Origin of the sequence: Streptomyces sp. NPDC051214, assembly GCF_040682375.1 — a bacterium.
GTDB lineage: Bacteria > Actinomycetota > Actinomycetes > Streptomycetales > Streptomycetaceae > Streptomyces.
Genome location: NZ_JBFBAT010000012.1, coordinates 1 through 17,867 on the forward strand (window position 1 = coordinate 1; position 17,867 = coordinate 17,867).

Sequence of the window (17,867 nt, forward strand, 5' to 3'; positions counted from 1 at the left end):
CCGAGAAGCGTCGAGCTCGCCGCGTGACCCCAGCAATACCGAACCACCCCAAACCCGACAGGGGTGCCTTGACGAACGACATAGAGGCACCCCCCGGACATGGGCCGAGGGCTCGGGGCTTCGAGCACGGGCACTGGGTCTGTCCCGCGAGCGCTTCACCCGGTCCGAGCCTTTGGTCGAGCCGTACATGCTGTCTGTCGCACACGCGCCGGCACGGAAGACGCCCTCCGCAGCAGCCGCGGCCCGACGAGCCTCGCCGTCTTCGGCGACCGCTCCGCGAGGTCGTCGCTTGGCAGAACGCCGACCTCTTGCCGCGCGCCCTCAGTCGACGGCTATCTCATTCCGGAGATCTTGAACAGCAGGTGCGCGGTCTCGCTGTCGACACGCCGGGACAGCTGGCGCAGCGCGGTCGCGCCGCAGGTCATCAGACCCGTCTGGCAGGAGATGTGTGCGCCGTGCTCGAGAAGGGCCCACAGGTCGGGGTTGGCGGTGAGCACAGTGGGATCGATCTCGACCCTGGTGCCGTACAGATCGCGCAGCACGAGACGCTGAGAGACACCGTCGATCCAGCGCACAGAGATCAGACGGTCGGTGCGCACGCGCTTGGTGCGCAGCAACCCCCGCGAGGCCAGCCAGCCTTGGCCTGCGCTGACCTTGGGCGGAAGCAGAACCGCGAAGAGCAAGACCGCGAGCGCGCACCACAGCGCGGTCCGCGGCAGCGTGAGCTCGCCGCGGGCTGCGTCGAGCACGATCAGGAGCGCGAGCAGTACGCCGGCGCAAAAAATGGTGTCGCGCAGGTCGGCAGACCAGTGGCGGTCACGCGCCACGCGTTCGGGCGGGGGCGCGGCAGCTTCTACTGATGCGGTACGGGGTCTCATGCGACCGAAGTTACGGAGCGAGGCAGCCTTGCGGCACGCCCGTTGACGAGCCCCTGACGCCGTGGCGAGTGAACTTTGACGGCTTGGACCGGCCGGTCGACCTTCGGGTGTCAAGGGTGCGTGAAGACCGGGGCTTTCGGCGCGAAGAACGCGCAAGGACGGTAGGAGATCAGTCGGGAGTGGACCGAACCTGACGGGACCTGACCAGGTCGCGCCCGAAGGAGTATGTGCATGTCCGTCCTGTCCGCCGATTCCGGTACCGCCGCCGCAGCCGGGGAGTCCCCGGATACCGGGGCGCCCGCGGATACCGGGGAGCGTCACCGCCTCACCGCCCTCACCGGCCTGGCTGCGCTCTCGCTCGACGCGATGGCGTCGGTGGCGTACGGCCCGGAGGCGATCGTGCTGGTCCTTGCTGCCGCCGGCGGCTTCGGCCTCGGGTTCACGCTTCCCGTGACCCTGGCGATCGCCGGTCTGCTCGCGGTCCTGGTCGCCTCCTACCGTCAGGTCATCGCGGCGTTCCCGAACGGCGGCGGATCGTACGCGGTGGCCAAGACACATCTGGGGCGACGCACCAGCCTGGTGGCCGCGGCTTCCCTGGTCCTGGACTACGTGCTCAACGTCGCGGTGGCCGTCACGGCGGGCGTCGCCGCGCTCACCTCCGCCTTCCCGGGGCTCTACGCCGAGCGGTTGCCCCTGTGCCTGGGTGTCCTGGTACTGATCACGGCGGTCAATCTGCGGGGCATCGTCGAATCGGCCAAGGCCTTCATCGTGCCGACCGCGGTCTTCGTCATCTCGATCCTGGTCCTGATCGCCGCGGGCCTGTTCCGCGACAGTCCGGTCTCCACGGCCACGGCCGACGGGCACGCCTCGGTCGTCGCGGACAACGCGACCACGGTCGGCGCCCTGCTCCTGCTGAAGGCGTTCGCCTCCGGCTGCTCCGCACTGACCGGCGTCGAGGCCATCGCGAACGCCGTGCCCTCCTTCCGTAGCCCGCGGGCGCGCCGTGCCCAGCACGCCGAGGTCGCGCTCGGCGCCATCCTCGGTGTCATGCTGATCGGCCTCGCGGTCCTCATCTCCCGCTTCGGCCTGCAGCCCGTCGAGGGCGTCACCGTACTCGCGCAGCTCGCGGACGCCTCGCTCGGCCACAACTGGGCCTTCTACGTCATCCAGTTCGCGACCATGCTCCTGCTGGCGCTGTCCGCGAACACCTCTTTCGGGGGCCTGCCCGTCCTGCTCAAGCTGCTCGCGCGCGACAACTATCTGCCGCACGTCTTCGCACTCAAGGCGGACCGTCAGGTGCACCGCCATGGCGTGCTGACCCTGGCCGCCGTATCGGCCGCGCTGCTGCTCTTCTCCCGCGGCGACACCAACACCCTCGTCCCGCTCTTCGCGATCGGCGTCTTCGTCGGCTTCACGATCGCGCAGACCGGCATGGTCCTGCACTGGCGCCAGGTACGTGGGCCGAGATGGCGGGGCAAAGCCGTCCTCAACGGTCTGGGAGGGCTCCTCACGGGTGTCTCCGCCATCGTCGTCACGGCCACCAAGTTCCACGACGGTGCCTGGCTCATCGTGATCGCCCTGCCTCTGCTGGTCGCCGCCTTCGAAGCGGTCCAGCGCGCGTACGCCGGAATCGGGGACCGCCTCGGCATCGGCCGCGTACCCGAAGCCCCGCACCGCACCCGCTCGTTGGTGATCGTCCCGGTCTCCGGCCTTTCCAACCTCACCAGCGAGGCGCTCAACGCCGCCGTCTCCCTCGGCGACGAGGTACGCGCCGTCACCGTCACCCACCTCGAACCCGAGGACCGCGAGGCCGCCACCGCTCTGCACCGCGACTGGGAGCTGTGGAACCCCGGCGTCGAGTTGGTGGAACTCAAATCCGAGCACCGTACGGTCGGCCGCCCGGTCGCGGCGTACGTCCGGAAGATCTACGACTACCACCCGGGCACCCGCGTCACGGTCCTGATCCCCGAGGTCGAGCCCCCCCGGCTCTGGCAGCGCCTGTTGCAGAACCAGCGCGGCGCGGTCGTCGCCCACGCGGTGCGCCGCGACACACCCGCGGTCATCTGCCGACTGCGGTTCCGTCTCCCCGGTCGAGCCCTGAACTGAGCATGCGCGCGACGCAGTCGTCCGTGGTGGCGGGCAGCGAGCTGAGGCACAACTGGCTGATCGCGGCAGCCTCAGTCGTCAGCTGCGACGAGGAGAGTAAGCGTCGCAGCCGGACGGTCGACAAGGACGAGTTCGTGAAAGTCGACGTGGAGAGGGCCGTAGTCGTGCAATGCGTCCTCCGGAAGCTGCCCCAGCAAGTACCTGCTGGTCGCCCTGCGGATCGGGCTGCAGATCTCCTGCCGCAGGCGAGACGCGAGTGATTCTGGGACGGCCCCATGCTGGTCAGCCCAGGAGCGAATGGTGTCGACGGCTGTCGCGGCATCGACCAACTTGTAGTTATCAGGAGTGATGCGGTCGAGCCACCACTGACCGTGCCGAGGCCAGTCTTGAACGCCGGCTCCGTCGTAGGTGTCCCGAAACTGAGGATGCGCGATCAAGGCAGCCAGTACGTCACGGTCGTTCAATGCCGCGGACGACAACTGGAAACGCTTGACGTTGACCCATCGGTAGCCGTGGGAGCCCTCGCCGAAGTCGAAGTCTCGGAAGTTGATGAAAGGGCTGTCCAGGTGGACTACGGCGGAGACTGATTCCATGGTGGGCATCGTAGATCTCAGGGCGGGGCTGAGCTGGAGGGCATGGGATCTACTGGAGGGCATGGGATCTAGAACACGTCGCGCAAGGTTTTCAGAAGGCGGGCGATGTTCGCCTCGTCGCGGCGGTAGTAGGTCCACTTGCCCCGCCGGGTGGCGATCACCAGCCCTGCCTGGCGCAGCATCGCGAGGTACTGCGAGGTGGTGGACTGTCCCAGACCTGCGCGCTGTTGGATGTCGCTCACGCAGACGCCGATCTCGACGTCGTCGGGCTCCTGGCCGGGAAAACTCATCGGCTCCTTGAGCCACACCAGTATCTGCCGACGGGCCGGGTTGGACAGGGCCCGGAACACGGCCAGCAACTCCTCCTCGGAAAACACGTGGTGATCGTAACGCAAGTACATATTGATAATTCGCGATGTGTCGATCTAAGGTCATCGCATGTCGACCTCAATGCGTGTGATGGAACTGGTCCGCTTCGGCGACGCGGACACCGCGTTCGCCACCCGAGAAGTGCCACGGCCTGCTCCCGGGCCCGGTCAGGTGCTGGTGCGCGTGCTGGCCACGTCCGTGAACCCTCTGGACCTGCAGACCCGGCGCGGCGACTACCGCGACCAGCTGGCGCTACCCGCGGTGATCGGCAATGACGTGTCCGGCGTAGTGGTCGAGACGGGGCCTGGGGCGGGTGACTTCCTGCCGGGCGACGAAGTCTGGTACCTGGCGCCGATGTTCGCCGGACAGGGGACCTACGCCGAGTTCCACGTGGTCGATCAGGCTCTGGTCGCCCGCAAGCCCGCACGGTTGTCACACGTCGAGGCCGCCGCTCTCGCACTCGTGGGCGTGACGGTCTGGGAGGCGCTGGTCGAACGCGCCGGGGTACGGGTGGGGGAGCGGGTCTTGGTGCACGGCGGAGCGGGCGGAGTCGGCTCGGCCGCGATCCAGGTCGCCAGCGCGCTGGGAGCCGAGGTGGTAACCACCGCGCGCGCACGGGACCATGAGTTCGTCACCGAACTGGGAGCCGACGTAGCGATCGACTTCTCGGCCGGTGACTACGTTCCCCAGGTCCGCGCGCTGGGCGGGGTGGACGTCGTGCTGGACACGGTGGGCGGGGACACCCTGGCCCGCAGCCCCGAGATCCTCACCGACCGCGGACGGCTGGTGTCCATCGTGGACATCCCCGAACCTCAGAACCTGCTCGCCGCGTGGGGCGTGAACGCGACCTACCACTTCCTCTTCGTCAGCCCCGGCCGGGCCAAGCTCACGGCCCTGGGCCGACTGGTCGACCAGGGCAAACTCCGGCCGGTGATCGGCACCGTGCTCCCGCTGACCGACATCGCACAGGCGCACACCCTGTTGGAAGGCGGCTCTGCCGTCCAAGGCCACCGACGCCCACGCGGCAAAATCGCCGTCGCAGTGCACCCCATGGACGAGCCACCGAGCCGGACAACGTCTGTGCCGTAGCTTGTTGCCCGATCCGCGCAGGCAACGTCATCAGCCAGGGCTCGGCGGAGGGCGTCAGTCGTCTGCTCGGTTGGTGCGAGCAGACCAGCGCGAACTGGATTGCCGAGAGGGGCGGCGACGAGGCCCGCTATGCCGCCCACCGGGCCCGTGGGGCGGACCGCGTCTGACTACATCCCCTGGTTCTGTCAGGCAAGGGGCGGGGCACACCGTGTGGGCGGGGGCCGCTACAACAGGGCGCCGCCGGACACCTCGAGGCGCTGGGCGGTGACCCAACGCAGGTCGTCGGAGGCGAGCGCGGCGATGGCGTCGCCGATCTCCTGCGGTTCGCCGACGCGGCCGAGCGCGGTCTGCGCGCCCAAGCCTTCGCGCATCTGCGCGTCGTCCCGCATGGCTCCGCCGTTGAAGTCGGTGGCGGTCGGCCCCGGCGCGATGGCGTTTACGCGGATCTTGCGCGCCCCCAGCTCCACGGCCAATGTGCGGCTGAGGACCTCGACCGCCGCCTTGGAGGCCGAGTAGACCGAGGTGCCGGCACTGGTGTGGCGGCTGAGGGAGGAGGAGACGTTGATGATCCGCCCCCCGTCGGCCAGCACGGGTGCGAGCGCTTGGATGAGGAAGAACGTGCCACGCACGTTGGTGTCCATCACCGCGTCAAAGTCGTCGACCGTGACCGCTTCCAGCGGTCCGAACAGCCCGATCCCGGCATTGTTGACCAGGACATCCAGCCGGGCCGCCTCCCAGCGCTCCAGTTGCGCGGCCAAGTGGGAGACGAAGGCGGGAAAGGAGGCCACGTCGCTGATGTCCAGCCGCAGCGCGGCAGCCGTGGCGCCGGTGTCCTGAACGGTCTTGACCGTCTCCTCGGCCTCCTGCGCGTCGCCGCGGTAGGTCACTATGACGCGCAGCCCGTGCCGGGCCAGCGCCTGAGCCGTAGCCCGGCCCAGCCCGCGATTGCCGCCGGTCACCAATGCGATCTTGCCTGACTCCATGAGTGCGTCTCTTTCAGGAACTTGGACGGGAACGACGCCGGCCGGTGGTGCTCTCGTCGACCGGATGCGAGTCGTGCGACTCGCCTTCCTGGCCACGTAAACATCTACGCAGTGGCGAGTCAAGTGACTCGCCTCGCAATGAGTCATACTGATCCCATGACCGCAGGACTCTCGGCACACCATCAACGACTCGCTCAGCGCAAGCGCCAGGCGATCACCGCAGCGGCCACGAAGCTGTTCCTGGAACGGGGCTATGACGGGACCTCGTTGGCGAAGATCGCGCAGGAAGCGGTCGTCTCGAAGTCCACGCTGTTCAAGCAGTTCCCCACCAAGGCGGCGCTCTTCGAGGCCATCGTCACCGAGTACTGGAAGGGCGGGCCGGACCCGGCGGCGCCCGCGACGCAGCCCGGCGACCTGGGCGCCGGCCTGAGTGCGATCGGCCGCCAGTACGCTGACCTGATCGGCCGGCCCGCGATGGCCGCCCTCTTTCGCATCGTCATCGCCGAACTGCCGCGCTTCCCGGAACTGGGACGGGCTCAGTTCGAGCTGGGCAAGCTGCCCTACTTCATCTCCGTCCAGCACTACCTGGAGGCCCAGCACACCGCGGGCACTGCGGTGGTACCTGACGCGGAGAGCGCCACCAACCAGTTCCTCGGAATGATCGCCAACTACGTCCTGTGGCCGCGGATGTTGCTCGCGGATTGGAGCCCTGCACCTGCCGACGTAGGCCACGCGGTCGACGAGGCGGTCACGACGATGCTCGCCCGTTACGGGTGCAGCGCCGACGACTCGTAGCACTCCTGACGCCGGGCATGTAGAGAGTGTCCAGGTCTCGACAGCCGCATCTGCCATGCCTCGTTTGCGTGTACCCATGCATCAGCGGGTACAGGGGCCCCATGGCCCTCACCTTGATGCGCCACGCAGGTGAGGTGTGCGGCGCCAGGTACCGGGCGGGGCACTGCCTCGAGGCCGCCGGCCTCCGAGACGAGGTGGTCACGCTGGTGCACGCGCGGTGACCGTGGCGCAGCGACCGCACGAACAGCGCCAGGCGTGACCCGACGCGTCCCTCGCCCATGCTGCCAGCGCCCGCACACCAGCAGCCGGAAACCCGGACCGGAGACACCCCCGCGCCGACGGCCACCAGGCTGCCGGGCTGATGGACGGAGAACGCATGTCAGTCGACCTCTTCGGCTTCCTGGGCGTGGTGCTGGTTGCCTATGTGGTCCCGGGGCCGGACTTTTTGGTGGTACTCCGCTCAGCAGCCGAGCACCCCTCCCGAGGCCGGGCGGCAGCGCTGGGAGCCCAGGCGGGACTGTGCGTGCACATGCTCGCCGCCGCCGTCGGCCTGTCCGTGATCGCTGCCCACACACCCGTGGTCTACGACTCCATCAAGCTCCTGGGCGCCGCCTACCTCGTCTACCTGGGCGTACGGGCGGTGCTCGCCGCGCGGCGCAGCGCCCGAGAGCGCGCCGCCGCGGGCGCCGAACAGCGTAAGAGGCCCCGCGCCGCCGCCCAAAGCACCCCGGGGCAACCGCAGTTGGCCGCCGCACGCTGGCGCTCCAGCTTCACCCAGGGATTTTTCACCAACGTACTCAACCCCAAGGCGGCGCTGTTCTTCCTCAGCATCCTGCCGCAGTTCGTCAACGGAGGCGGCTCCAGGACCCAGCAGATTTTCCTGCTGGGGATTCTGGATGTCCTCATCGGGGTCGGCTTCTGGTTCGCCCTGGTCGCGGTCGCTGTGCGGCTACGCACCTTGCTGGCCCGGCCGAAGATCCGCCACCGCTGGGAACTGACCACCGGCTGGCTGTTCATCGCCATGGGCATCGGCGTCGCCACAGCAGCCTGACCGCAGAACCGTCGAGGTCCGGACCGGCCAAGGACGCTGCCGCTCAATTTCGGGCTCGACGTGCCCGGTCCAGGAGGATGAGGGGTACGGCGGCCGTAGCCAGGGCGGCTCCGATCCAGCTGACCGAGGTGAGCGCGGCGCCATGAGTGAGTACGGCTGCGGCCAGTACAGGGGTGATGCTGATGCCCAGTTGGAAGGCCGAGACGGTGGTGGCGCCGGCGAGGGTCGGGGCATCGGCGGCGATGGCGAAGACCCGTCCGTACAACGCCGGGTTCAGCACGAATGCGGCGACACCGAGCAGGAACACGGTGGGCAGCACGGCCCAGGCCCGGTGGATGGCCGCCACCATCAGGAGCGACAGCAGCGCCGTTGCCAGGGCGCCGGTGAGCAGCGCGAAGTGGGGGCGCCGGTCGGCGATCCGGCCGCCGACGGAGAGCCCGGCGAAGGCCCCGGCGCCGAACAGTGCGAGGACCGCCGGAATCCAGCTTTCGGGCAACCTCGTGATCTCGTCGAGCATCGCCGCCAGGTAGTTGAACGTGATCATGTATGCCGCGGTGGTCAGGACCGTGATCGCGTAGATGCCCCACAGCGACGGCTGACGCATCGTGGCCAGCTCCGCCCCCACCCTCGGCCGCGCGGCAGGCGCGTCACCGGGGCGGGCGGCGGGGAGACCCAGCAGGCAGCCGATCATCCCGGCGACGGTCAGGGCCACGACTGCCCAGAAGCCGCCACGCCAGTTCGTGAAGTGGCTCAGCAACGTGCCCGCCGGTCCGCCCGCGACCATCGCCACGCTCAGACCGCTGACCACGACGGCGGAGGCCCGCGCGGTGAGGTCCGGCGTCACCAGCCGCAGCGCGGTCACCGAGGCGACCGCGAAGAATCCGGCGTAGGCGATGCCTGATATCGCCCTGCTCAGCAGCAGGACCTGGTAGTTGCCCAGCAGCCCCGCCGCCACACTCGCGGCGAACACGGCCTGGGTGGCCACGAGCGTGGTGCGCCGCGGCCAGCGCAGACTGAGCACGGCGAACGGGGGCCCGCCGAGTACGACGCCGACCGCGAACGCCGTGATGAGCAGCCCGGCGGAAGACAGCGTGACGTTCAGATCGGCGGCGACCGACGGCAGCACGCCTGCCAGCAGGAACTCCGCGCTTCCCATGGCGAACAAACTGAAGCCCAGCAGGTACACCCCCGCGGGCAGGCGGTCGGTGCGTCCGCCCCCACGCCGCTTGGCCGCCATGGCCGTTGATTCCATCCCGGCCGCATCCGTCCCGGCCGATTCCGTCCCGATTGTGTCCATCCGGATCACCTCCGCCGACAGGATCCGCAGCCCCGGCAGCCACCGGCAAAAAGCGTTGCCGTTTCCGGGACGGAATGGTTGCCTGCTGCTCATGGACGATCAACCGAGTATTGATGCGGTGATCGAGCAGATCGCCCCCCGGCTGCGGCGCGCCCGCGAGAAGAAGGACCTGAGCCTGGCCGAACTCGCCCGCGCCACCGGCATTTCGACCAGCACCTTGTCCCGGCTGGAATCCGCGCAGCGCAAGCCGAGCCTGGAGCTCCTTCTGCCGGTCACCGCGGCGTTGGGCATACCCCTGGACGAGATCGTTGCCGCGCCGCGGATCCTCGACCCGCGGGTACAACAGGAACCCTCCAGGAAGAACGGCCGGGTACTGGTCCCGCTGTCCCGGCAGCAGGCGGAGCCACGTGCGTACAAGCTGACGATCCCGGGCCACGACACGGAACCCCATCTGCGCACCCATGCGGGCCACGAGTGGCTCTACGTACTCCGCGGACGGTTGCGCGTGCAGCTGGGCGACCGCGACTTCATCGTCGGGGCAGGGGAGGCCGCCGAGTTCGAGTGCCGCATTCCGCACTGGTTCGGTGCCGCCGGGCGCGGCAGCGTCGAAGTGCTGAGCCTTTTCGGCAAGCAGGGCGAGCGCATCCACTTCCATACCGCGAGGCGGTGATGCGGCCCGGCCCATGGCCGGAGCGCGGCCGTTGCGTCCGTATACCGTCCGTCCCGGACAGGGCAACAGGGCAGAGGCGCGCACGTGTGAGCCGGGCGCCCGAGAAGTTACCTTTCTGCCGCCCAGCGGTCCCGTGTCCCACCATCTGTTGCGCACTGTTCCTGCAGATGGGATTGATCAACATAAGGTGTCGTCCATGTCTAACCCACAGAGTCAGCACGCCGCCCGTCTCGGTCGGCGCTTTGCGCTGATAGCCGTCGGCGCGATCACGGTTTGCGCCGTCAGTGCGTGCTACCCCTCCGAGGCTGAGTCGTCGAAGGGCGACACCGCCAAAGCTTCTGAGGCTCCGAAGAAGTTGCGGATCGGTCAGCCGAGCCCGGAGCAGGAAGTTTCCAGTTACAAGAAGACCGCCAAGTTCGTGTTCACGCCGACGAAGGTCGTTGAGGGCAAGCCGGAGGATCTTGACGAGCTCGATGAGCCCGACAAGTACGCAGGCAAGAAGGTCGTGTGGGTCTACGTGGACGCCCGCCACGTCGGAGGCGACGCGCTGAAAGAGCCGCCGCCGGTGATGAGTGATGTCAATGTCGAGACCGCTTCGGGGCCGGGCACGAAGTTCATCCTCATCGGTGCGCTCAGCAGCACCCCGAAGGACTGCAGCCTTCTCAACGGGGTCAAAGAACTCGGGACCGAGGACGTGTGGAAGAAGGGCGAGAAGCGCTCTGTCTGCGACCCGTACCTCGTCCCCGAAGGGGAGAAGGTGGAAAAGGTCACCTACTCCCAGGGTTACTACAACGAGCCTTTGAAGTGGAGCGTTAAGTAACACCGCTTAGCTCGACGCTCAGGGCACCTGCACCGACGCGGTATCGGCTGTGCTTGCGCGGGTCCAGGACGCGGGTGGTGTGGAGAGCAACTGGCTGCCACCGGCTGCTCTGCCGCCGCCCCGTCCCAGGCCCTCTGCCCGCGAGTGAAGGCGCCGTCACCAGTACTGGATCATCACCTTGGTGAGGACGACGACCCCCACGCCGAGGACACTGAGACCAAAAACCATCCCGAACATGTCCTTACCTGGCTGAGGCTCGCTGGCAGTGGCCTCGTCCGGTTCGTCACCTGCGTAGTACACCAACGCTTCATCGCCCGGCTCCCGGCTCGCCGGACCACCTGATTCCTTGAAGCGGACAGCCCGACCGTCCGCCGTCGTGAAGTCGTACTCGTGCCACTGAATGCGCCGCGCTACGTTGTTGACCATCTGGACAGTGACCCAGGCGCGCACCACCCGCGCCGGCGCGGTGAGTCCGCTCTCCCACGCCGTGCGTCGCTGCCGCGTTCGGCGCACGATCGCGTAGGCGGCCCAGAACATCAACACGATGAACAGCGGGAAGAATATGTGGAAGACGAAATCCATCCCGTATGTACTCCCGTACGTGAGAAGTGCGAACGATGCGCTCGCCGGTTGCCGGTCGATCAGGGTGCTCGCGGACCCTTTCCAAGTTCATCAGGGGCATGACACCTGGGCGTGGGTCACACGATGACGTCTGAGTAGAAGGAAGGCTCGCGCGCTGCGCTTGCGCGACGGCGGCCCCATCAGCCCGCGTGCGTGACGACGAATCCTGCACGTCTGGAGCCACACCCCCGGGGTACACGACGGCGTGTTGTCTACTGCATGCACCCTTGAGACCCCCAGAAATGCGAGGCCTGATGACCGCCAAGCCGTCGACCGAGCAAGCGTCGAGCGTACCGGCGTCGGCCGAGCAAGCGCCCAGCGAGCAAGCCGCAAAGAGCACGTCGTCGAAGGACCAGGAGACGAAGACCACCGTGTGGGTGGCGCTTGCCGCGAACCTGGTCATCGCCGTGGCCAAGGTCGCGGGCGGACTGTTCGCGGGCTCACCCGCGCTTCTCTCGGAGGCGGCCCACTCGATCGCCGACAGCATGAATGAGGTCTTTCTGCTGGCCGCGCTGCGCCGCAGCCGTAAACCGGCCGACCCTCAACACCCCTTCGGCTACGGCAAGGAACGCTTCTTCTGGTCGCTGCTCGCCGCCGTGGGCATCTTCGTCACCGGTGGATGCTTCTCCGTCTTCCAGGGCATCGAGGCACTGCGCTCCGAAAGCTCCGAAACCACGACCGGCTACATCATTGGTCTCGTCGTACTCGGGGTCGCCTTCCTCGCCGAGGGCGCTTCCCTGGTCCGTGCGCTGTGGCAGGTGCGGCGCCAGGAGGGCGGCATCGGCTCCGACCCGGCCTTGCGCACCGTCATCGCCGAGGACGGTACCGCCGTGCTCGGCGTGACCCTCGCGATGATCGGCATGGGCCTGCACATGGCGACCGGCGAGGTCGTCTACGAGGCGGCTGCCTCCATAGCGATCGGCCTGTTGCTCGTCGCGGTCGCCTACCGCCTGGGCAAGGAGGCCAGGGAGCAGCTCATCGGCGAGTCCGTCGACCCCGAACTGCGCGAGGAGATAGCGCACTTCCTCGCCGAGCAGCCCGAGATCGACCGTGTCGCGAGCCTGCTCACGATGCGGCTCGGCATGGACTCCACGCTCGTCGCCGCGCGCATCGACCTCGCGCCCGGCCGGGACAGCGAGGTGGTGGAACTCGTCATGGAGCGCATCAAGTCCGGCGTGGCCGAACGCTGGCCGCAGGCAGACCAGGTCTTCCTCGACGTCACCGAGGCGCCACCCCTGCCGGGCACCGAGGTCGACCCGGACCTTACGGCTCGGTAGAAGACTCTGCCGGGCGCGCATCGACACCCTGGTCCGCCACTGACCACAGCCGCGGCGCCCTCTCCCCGGTCGTGCAGGCGCCGTGCCACGGCGAGTTGACGGAGTCAGATCCGCCGGGCAGTAAGCAGCTGTACCTGAACTCAGCGATCGCTTAGCACGGGACGGCAGCCAAGTAGCCGATCACGAGCCAGGCACGGCAGGGCCTTTGTCTCGGACTCCGGCTCAGGAGCATGACGTGCCTGGCATGATCCCCTCCTATGAGTTCTGGCGCATGGAGTACGCACGCGGTGGAGATGACTGCCGACCATGTGGTCAAACGGTTCCCCGGAGGGGACGGCGGGCGTGCTGAGCGCGAATGGCGCGCCCTGAGACTCCTGTCCGCTCATGCACCAGGGTTGGCACCTGAGCCCCGGGAGGCGGACATCACCGCGGCCGGGTCAACCGTGGTGATGTCCCGACTTGCCGGTGTGCCCTTACGGGGCTGGGCCATGAGAGATGAGCAGGTCACGGCATTGGCTGCGGCAGCACGCAGGATGTATGCCGCAGTGCCGGCCGACACGCTTCGTGAGGTGCCGATCAGGCCCGGACAGCAAAGCGATCTCATCGCCCACCTCAATGGCTGGGCGGTGACGGCCCGTCCTACGGTTTTAGATGGCCCAGTGGCATGGGCCATGGACTGCGGGCTGGACTGGCTCGCCCACTCAGGTTTGGACCCGGACGGAGTGGTGGGTGTTCCACCGGCATTCGGTCCAGGAGACGGCAACCTTGCCAACTACCTCTGGGATGGCTCCAGCGTCCGGGTGGTCGACTTCGAGGATTCAGGTCGCAGCGACCGCGCATTCGAGCTTGCGGAAATCACCGAGCACGTGGGGAGTTGGGTGGAGCACCCGCTCGATGTCCCGTCGTTCTTGAGCCACTTCGACCTGACCCCATCTGAAGCCACACGGCTTGAGCACTGCCGTCGACTCCTCGCCTTGGTCTGGCTGTTCCTCCTCAACTTCGACAACGCAAGGAACCCGTTCGGCACGGTGGAACGGCAGGCTGACCGTCTGATGAACCTGCTCGCCTGACGCATCACTCGTGGACACCCTGGGACGCTGCCGCTGGCTGGAAGCGTCGAGCCTGACCGTGGCTTGCGCCGTCATGTACCTCAGGGCAAGCAGCATCCCCCTCAGTCCCACCCGCGAGCACTCACCGCCCCCGCCCGCGATCTGCATCTTCACGCACTGCCGCAGGGCGCCCGCCCTCTGCGCGCCCCTCGCCGCAAAGGGGTCGGGCACCTGCACTTTCTGCGGCCCATCAGGTGCCAGGTGCCCGGCAGAGGGGAAATGACTGGCTATGACGCAAAACGTGCCAGCTGCCGGTGACGCATCCGATTCATCCGCTCATGAGGAGTCCACGCGCCACTACTATGAAAGCCGCGACGTCGATGCCTTCTATGACGCCGTGTGGGGCGGCGAGGACATCCATGTCGGGGTGTACCACCACGACCAGGAGGCGATCGCCGATGCCTCGCACCGCACGGTGCAACAGGCTGGGGACCGTATCGCGGATCTGCTTGGCCCGCGTTCCACGGTGCTGGACCTCGGTTCGGGATACGGCGGCTCATCTCGAGCGCTGGCCGAGCGGTTCGGCTGCCGGGTGGTGGCACTTGACCTCAGCGAGGAGCACAACCAGCGACATCGCGCGGTCAACGCCCGCCGGGGTCTGGACCACCTGATCGAGGTGGAGACCGGTTCCCTCAATGACCTCCCCTACGATTCCGGGCGCTTCGACGCGGTCTGGTCGCTGGAGGTCTTGTGCCACGTAGCTGATCGCGACCGCGCACTGCAGGAAGCGGCCCGCGTGCTTCGGCAGGGAGGAGCGATGATCTTCTCGGACATCATGGCCGCTGAGTCCACTCCGCTCCCGGCCCTTCGGCCCGCGCTGTCCAGGCTCGGGGTGCGCAACCTGGCCACGCCCTCGTACTACCGTTCCCGCCTGTCAGAGCTGGGCCTCAGTACGGGTTTTGACGACCTCACCGAACACCTGGCCACCCACTACGCCCGCTTGGAACACGAGGTGACCCACCGCGCCGACGAGCTGCGCAGCGTCATGAGCCCGGCCTACTGCGACGGGTTGCTGGCCAATTTGCCTCTGTGGGTGGATATCACCCATAGGCGGCTGCTCCGCTGGGGCCTATTTCACTGTACGAACTGACCGGCGGAGCCGCGTCATGCCGGGTCAGTCATGTGGCCGGCGGAAGGTAGGTGTGGCTTTCGTGGTGGTAGCGGGTGCGCGCTTCCAGTTGGTCCCAGGGGATGTACGCGGTGATCAGGCGGCGGGGCCCAGTGGCCGGGTCGAAGGCATGCCGTCCGTGCAGGATGCGTGTGTTGCGAAAGGCCAGGCATTCGCCGGCCGCGAAACGGCGGGTGATCCGGTAGCGCTCGGACTGCAGGTGTTGGAGAAAGGCGTGGTAGGCGGAGTAGAAGTCGGCGGCGCCTGCCGGTGGGATGTGCCAGGTCCACGCGTGCGAGTGGCCGAAGTGCAGTGCCTGGATCTGCTGATCGGGGCCGAGGGTGATGATCGGGCGGCGCAGCCGGTACAGGTAGCGGTGGCTGGAGTAGACCTGCTCGAACTCCACCGGAGTTTCGACCAAGAGGGCGCACCAGGCCGGGTGCCGGGTACGGAAGTCTTCGGCCGCCTTCACCCCGTCCAGGAAGAAGAACTCTCCGCCTTGGGCCTGGTTTTCGACGAAGTAGCAGAACTCCAGGAGCGGGCCCGCGGTGCGGTAGGGGTAGTCGGTGTGTGCGGTCAGGGTCAGGGACATCTCCGAGAGGTCCTCGGCATCGGGCACCGCGCTGACATCGGCGTAGCGTCCGTACTCGGTGTGGTGGACGGGATCGAGTTCGTCCAGCAGGCGCCGAAGCTCGGGGACGGTGGTCCGGCGCAGGAGAGCGAAGCCGTGGGTGAAGAGGTCCTCGGTCCAGGCGCCGAGCCCGGCATGGCACTCGGCTGCCTCGTGCCATTTCAGTGCCTCGCTGTCGAGCGTGGCGGCGTCCCAGGGGACCGGGGCGGGTAAGTGCGCGTCTGCGGGATGGTCCCAGGTGTGGGTGAAGAGCCAGTCCAGGCGGTAGCTGCTGTAGTGCACGGGCTGTTCCTGCCAGGTGATGTGCAGGAGCCGGCCGTCCTGGCTCAGTTCGATCCTGGCCGCCTGCGGTAGGGCTTCGGGCTGCGGGCTGAGGTCTGCAATCTTCTGGAGCGAGGCGGGATGGCGGCAGGTTGCGCACGGGCAGCTGAACCGCAGCCATGGGAGAGCAAACTGGGTCCCGTTCAGGGTGAGAAGGCCGTCATCGGCCGTTATCGATGTCATGAGGCACGTCTTTCCGTGCGCATCCGCGCCAAAGCCTTCCGCATCGGCTGACTGCCGGCTCGGGCAGCAACGCCGAGCTTGAGCGGGCACCCGCGGCAGTGGGGTCGGAGATCAGGGTTTGCCCGTTCGCTGGTCAGCGGATGCGTGGCCGGGGAGCGGATCACAGTATGGACGTATGCATGAAGGACGAGACGGCGCGCGGGCGTATCTGCGTGACGGCCGCGGTCAGCCGGGGAGCGTCCATCGTTCGGCGCAGCTCGCTCGGGACCTGGTGGAGGAGACGGGTACGGCTCTGGCCGTGCACGGCTACCACGTGATGGCGCCCGCCACGGTCCGGCAGTGTCTGGGCGCGGACGATGAAGTGTGGCGTCGATTTGCCGCCCATTGGGAAGATCTGGCGCTTGATGCGTACGAGGCGCGGCGCGGCACGCGGCGGTGGCGGCGCTACGGGTGCTTTTCTCTGGCCCGCAACGGAGGCGGGCTCACGCCGCTCGCCCATGACGCCTTCGTGCAGCCGGAACAGAGCAATGACCTGTACGGGGACATGCGCCGTGATTTCGAGCCGCTGACGGGTGCCTTCGCTGCGGACCCGCTGCTGGGGGCGCTGATCCGTATGCTGGGCCAGCTGGCCTGGGGCCTGGAGGACACGCAGGTGTGGACGGTACGGGTGCATCCCTTCCGCGTCGTGGCGGAGGCCGGCGGCGAAGGCTTGCCCACGCCGGAGGGGCGTCACCGTGACGGCGGCACACTCGTGGCCTCGCTCCTGGTCGACCGGGACAACGCAGTGGGCGGCAAGAGCACGGTGTACACCGCGGGGGGCGCCGAGCTGCTGAGCACCACCTTGATCGAACCCGGCACTCTTCTTCTGGGGGATGACCGGGCCACTTTGCACGCCGTCTCTCCCATCCGGGCACTGGACGCCGGCCGCCCCGCTCACCGTGACGTGTTGGTCACTGCCCTCGCGCCGGGCTGAGGCTGTCGGGGGCACCCGGGCACCGGGGCTCAGGCCGCCGCCGGCGTGCGCAAGGCCCCCGCCGCTCCTGCCTGCGGCTCGTGGGCACGCTCTGGCTCCGCCGCCTCAATCCGTGAAATCGCCTTGGCGTAGGGCACGTTGGTTCGGCCCATGTTGTTGGAGCGGGGCCGGGCATGCGCGATCATGACGAGAATGAACCCTCGCTTCCTTGGCATTCCTGAGTTGGTCGAAGTCCCGTCCGTGGCGGTCGTGGTCGACGTCATGCGTGCTTTCACGGTTGCCGCTTGGGCCTTTGCCCAGGGGGCGGAAAAGATCGTTCTTGCTGAGTCACTGGACGAAGCCCTGGCGCTCAAGGCTCGCCACCAGGATTGGGTGGCGCTCAAGGACGGGCCGCCCGCGCCCGGTTTCGACGCCGTCAACTCGCCTGGTCTGCTGCGGTCCATGGACCTTGGCGGACGGACCGTTGTGCAAAAAACCACGGCAGGGACGGTCGGCGCCCTGGCAGTGAAGGACGCGTCGCTGGTGCTGTGCGCCAGCTTTGTGGTGGCGGAGGCAACGGCTCGGCTCCTGCGGACACGCAAGAGTGACGGTGTCACGTTCGTGGTCACTGGCGAGGGTGGGCAGGCCGATGAAGATCTGGCGTGCGCTCAATACATCGCCCGGAGGGCCACCGAGGCTGGGACGGATGCTGCTGAGTTTGTACGCCGCGCCGGCGAGTCGCGCGCCGCCGCCGAATTGGCGCAGGGTGTGCGTCAAGGAGTCCATCCTGATGACGTCGCACTCTGTCTCGAGCTGGACCGCTTCTCCTTTGCCATGGTGGCGAATCTGGAAGATTCACTCATGGTCCTCCGCCCGCGCGCCATACCCTCCGCTGACCGCTGACCGCTGACCGCTGACCGCTGACCGCTGACCGCTGACCGCTGACCGGGTGCGCGGGCGCCTGGCGCCAGCGCCCCGCTAGAGGCACGCTCGCCGTGCGGGCCAGGCCAGGCC

18 protein-coding genes are annotated in these 17,867 nt (G+C 67.9%); 11 read left to right on the top strand and 7 right to left on the bottom strand.

Going from position 1 to position 17,867, the window contains the following annotated elements; all coding sequences use genetic code 11:
* Positions 1–332: 332 nt before the first annotated feature.
* Positions 333–878 carry a hypothetical protein gene (locus tag AB0M70_RS28955; RefSeq protein WP_365824302.1) on the bottom strand — a complete coding sequence of 182 codons (546 nt, stop codon included), beginning with the start codon at positions 876–878 and terminating at the stop codon, positions 333–335.
* A 231-nt stretch (positions 879–1,109) separates the two neighbouring features.
* Between AB0M70_RS28955 and AB0M70_RS28960 the strand changes: the two genes are divergently transcribed.
* Positions 1,110–2,984: an APC family permease gene (locus AB0M70_RS28960; protein ID WP_365824304.1), complete on the top strand. Its 1,875-nt coding sequence runs from the start codon at positions 1,110–1,112 to the stop codon at positions 2,982–2,984.
* Positions 2,985–3,055: 71 nt separating this feature from the next.
* Here the strand turns inward: AB0M70_RS28960 and AB0M70_RS28965 are convergent, their stop codons facing one another.
* Together AB0M70_RS28965 and AB0M70_RS28970 are read right to left on the bottom strand one after the other, a co-directional pair.
* Positions 3,056–3,577, bottom strand: coding sequence for a hypothetical protein (locus AB0M70_RS28965; protein WP_365824306.1), 522 nt, complete (start codon positions 3,575–3,577; stop codon positions 3,056–3,058).
* A gap of 68 nt (positions 3,578–3,645) precedes the next feature.
* A complete protein-coding gene (locus tag AB0M70_RS28970) occupies positions 3,646–3,954 on the bottom strand; it encodes a metalloregulator ArsR/SmtB family transcription factor (protein WP_365824308.1) in 309 nt (102 codons plus the stop codon).
* Positions 3,955–4,015: 61 nt separating this feature from the next.
* On the opposite strand from AB0M70_RS28970, the gene AB0M70_RS28975 reads away from it, so the two are divergent.
* The gene (locus AB0M70_RS28975; protein ID WP_365824311.1) at positions 4,016–5,035 is read left to right on the top strand and encodes a zinc-binding dehydrogenase; all 1,020 of its coding nucleotides are present in this window, start codon (positions 4,016–4,018) and stop codon (positions 5,033–5,035) included.
* A gap of 224 nt (positions 5,036–5,259) precedes the next feature.
* On the opposite strand, the gene AB0M70_RS28980 is transcribed toward AB0M70_RS28975, so the two are convergent.
* Positions 5,260–6,018, bottom strand: a complete 759-nt coding sequence (locus tag AB0M70_RS28980; RefSeq protein WP_365824313.1) for an SDR family oxidoreductase — start codon at positions 6,016–6,018, stop codon at positions 5,260–5,262.
* A gap of 156 nt (positions 6,019–6,174) precedes the next feature.
* On the opposite strand from AB0M70_RS28980, the gene AB0M70_RS28985 reads away from it, so the two are divergent.
* Positions 6,175–6,813 (top strand): TetR/AcrR family transcriptional regulator, encoded by a 639-nt coding sequence (locus AB0M70_RS28985; RefSeq protein WP_365824315.1) that lies wholly within the window; start codon positions 6,175–6,177, stop codon positions 6,811–6,813.
* Between the two features lie 376 nt (positions 6,814–7,189).
* Positions 7,190–7,864, top strand: a complete 675-nt coding sequence (locus tag AB0M70_RS28990) for a LysE family translocator (protein ID WP_365824317.1) — start codon at positions 7,190–7,192, stop codon at positions 7,862–7,864.
* Between the two features lie 43 nt (positions 7,865–7,907).
* Here the strand turns inward: AB0M70_RS28990 and AB0M70_RS28995 are convergent, their stop codons facing one another.
* On the bottom strand, positions 7,908–9,161 hold the full coding sequence (locus tag AB0M70_RS28995) for an MFS transporter (RefSeq protein ID WP_365824319.1): 1,254 nt from the start codon (positions 9,159–9,161) through the stop codon (positions 7,908–7,910).
* A gap of 91 nt (positions 9,162–9,252) precedes the next feature.
* Here AB0M70_RS28995 and AB0M70_RS29000 point away from each other — a divergent pair, with 91 nt between their 5' ends.
* Positions 9,253–9,831 carry an XRE family transcriptional regulator gene (locus tag AB0M70_RS29000; RefSeq protein WP_365824802.1) on the top strand — a complete coding sequence of 193 codons (579 nt, stop codon included), beginning with the start codon at positions 9,253–9,255 and terminating at the stop codon, positions 9,829–9,831.
* A gap of 196 nt (positions 9,832–10,027) precedes the next feature.
* Positions 10,028–10,651: a hypothetical protein gene (locus AB0M70_RS29005; protein WP_365824321.1), complete on the top strand. Its 624-nt coding sequence runs from the start codon at positions 10,028–10,030 to the stop codon at positions 10,649–10,651.
* A gap of 156 nt (positions 10,652–10,807) precedes the next feature.
* Here AB0M70_RS29005 and AB0M70_RS29010 read toward each other — a convergent pair whose 3' ends face one another.
* A complete protein-coding gene (locus tag AB0M70_RS29010; RefSeq protein WP_365824323.1) occupies positions 10,808–11,233 on the bottom strand; it encodes a DUF3592 domain-containing protein in 426 nt (141 codons plus the stop codon).
* A 293-nt stretch (positions 11,234–11,526) separates the two neighbouring features.
* Here AB0M70_RS29010 and AB0M70_RS29015 point away from each other — a divergent pair, with 293 nt between their 5' ends.
* The 3 genes from AB0M70_RS29015 to AB0M70_RS29025 all read left to right on the top strand — a co-directional run bounded on the left by AB0M70_RS29015 (position 11,527) and on the right by AB0M70_RS29025 (position 14,748).
* Positions 11,527–12,549 carry a cation diffusion facilitator family transporter gene (locus AB0M70_RS29015; protein ID WP_365824325.1) on the top strand — a complete coding sequence of 341 codons (1,023 nt, stop codon included), beginning with the start codon at positions 11,527–11,529 and terminating at the stop codon, positions 12,547–12,549.
* Positions 12,550–12,806: 257 nt separating this feature from the next.
* Positions 12,807–13,619: a phosphotransferase gene (locus AB0M70_RS29020; protein WP_365824327.1), complete on the top strand. Its 813-nt coding sequence runs from the start codon at positions 12,807–12,809 to the stop codon at positions 13,617–13,619.
* Positions 13,620–13,887: 268 nt separating this feature from the next.
* Positions 13,888–14,748 (top strand): class I SAM-dependent methyltransferase, encoded by an 861-nt coding sequence (locus AB0M70_RS29025; protein ID WP_365824329.1) that lies wholly within the window; start codon positions 13,888–13,890, stop codon positions 14,746–14,748.
* 28 nt (positions 14,749–14,776) lie between these two features.
* Here the strand turns inward: AB0M70_RS29025 and AB0M70_RS29030 are convergent, their stop codons facing one another.
* The gene (locus tag AB0M70_RS29030; RefSeq protein ID WP_365824332.1) at positions 14,777–15,901 is read right to left on the bottom strand and encodes a TauD/TfdA family dioxygenase; all 1,125 of its coding nucleotides are present in this window, start codon (positions 15,899–15,901) and stop codon (positions 14,777–14,779) included.
* A 175-nt stretch (positions 15,902–16,076) separates the two neighbouring features.
* On the opposite strand from AB0M70_RS29030, the gene AB0M70_RS29035 reads away from it, so the two are divergent.
* Both AB0M70_RS29035 and AB0M70_RS29040 read left to right on the top strand, forming a co-directional pair.
* Entirely contained in the window at positions 16,077–16,874 is a 798-nt protein-coding gene (locus AB0M70_RS29035; RefSeq protein WP_365824334.1) for a 2OG-Fe dioxygenase family protein, read from the top strand.
* Between the two features lie 192 nt (positions 16,875–17,066).
* A complete protein-coding gene (locus AB0M70_RS29040) occupies positions 17,067–17,756 on the top strand; it encodes a 2-phosphosulfolactate phosphatase (protein ID WP_365824336.1) in 690 nt (229 codons plus the stop codon).
* Positions 17,757–17,867: the final 111 nt, after the last annotated feature.

What these genes read in the sequence shown, in the direction of transcription:
- AB0M70_RS29040 (WP_365824336.1), top strand. Translation starts at nt 17,067, where the DNA reads ATGAACCCTCGCTTCCTTGGCATTCCTGAGTTGGTCGAAGTCCCGTCC.
- AB0M70_RS28975 (WP_365824311.1), top strand. Translation starts at nt 4,016, where the DNA reads ATGTCGACCTCAATGCGTGTGATGGAACTGGTCCGCTTCGGCGACGCG.
- AB0M70_RS28965 (WP_365824306.1), bottom strand. Translation starts at nt 3,577, where the DNA reads ATGGAATCAGTCTCCGCCGTAGTCCACCTGGACAGCCCTTTCATCAAC.
- AB0M70_RS29005 (WP_365824321.1), top strand. Translation starts at nt 10,028, where the DNA reads ATGTCTAACCCACAGAGTCAGCACGCCGCCCGTCTCGGTCGGCGCTTT.
- AB0M70_RS29030 (WP_365824332.1), bottom strand. Translation starts at nt 15,901, where the DNA reads ATGACATCGATAACGGCCGATGACGGCCTTCTCACCCTGAACGGGACC.
- AB0M70_RS28990 (WP_365824317.1), top strand. Translation starts at nt 7,190, where the DNA reads ATGTCAGTCGACCTCTTCGGCTTCCTGGGCGTGGTGCTGGTTGCCTAT.
- AB0M70_RS28955 (WP_365824302.1), bottom strand. Translation starts at nt 878, where the DNA reads ATGAGACCCCGTACCGCATCAGTAGAAGCTGCCGCGCCCCCGCCCGAA.
- AB0M70_RS29025 (WP_365824329.1), top strand. Translation starts at nt 13,888, where the DNA reads ATGACGCAAAACGTGCCAGCTGCCGGTGACGCATCCGATTCATCCGCT.
- AB0M70_RS29035 (WP_365824334.1), top strand. Translation starts at nt 16,077, where the DNA reads ATGCATGAAGGACGAGACGGCGCGCGGGCGTATCTGCGTGACGGCCGC.
- AB0M70_RS28960 (WP_365824304.1), top strand. Translation starts at nt 1,110, where the DNA reads ATGTCCGTCCTGTCCGCCGATTCCGGTACCGCCGCCGCAGCCGGGGAG.
- AB0M70_RS29020 (WP_365824327.1), top strand. Translation starts at nt 12,807, where the DNA reads ATGAGTTCTGGCGCATGGAGTACGCACGCGGTGGAGATGACTGCCGAC.
- AB0M70_RS28995 (WP_365824319.1), bottom strand. Translation starts at nt 9,161, where the DNA reads ATGGACACAATCGGGACGGAATCGGCCGGGACGGATGCGGCCGGGATG.
- AB0M70_RS29015 (WP_365824325.1), top strand. Translation starts at nt 11,527, where the DNA reads ATGACCGCCAAGCCGTCGACCGAGCAAGCGTCGAGCGTACCGGCGTCG.
- AB0M70_RS28980 (WP_365824313.1), bottom strand. Translation starts at nt 6,018, where the DNA reads ATGGAGTCAGGCAAGATCGCATTGGTGACCGGCGGCAATCGCGGGCTG.
- AB0M70_RS29000 (WP_365824802.1), top strand. Translation starts at nt 9,253, where the DNA reads ATGGACGATCAACCGAGTATTGATGCGGTGATCGAGCAGATCGCCCCC.
- AB0M70_RS29010 (WP_365824323.1), bottom strand. Translation starts at nt 11,233, where the DNA reads ATGGATTTCGTCTTCCACATATTCTTCCCGCTGTTCATCGTGTTGATG.
- AB0M70_RS28985 (WP_365824315.1), top strand. Translation starts at nt 6,175, where the DNA reads ATGACCGCAGGACTCTCGGCACACCATCAACGACTCGCTCAGCGCAAG.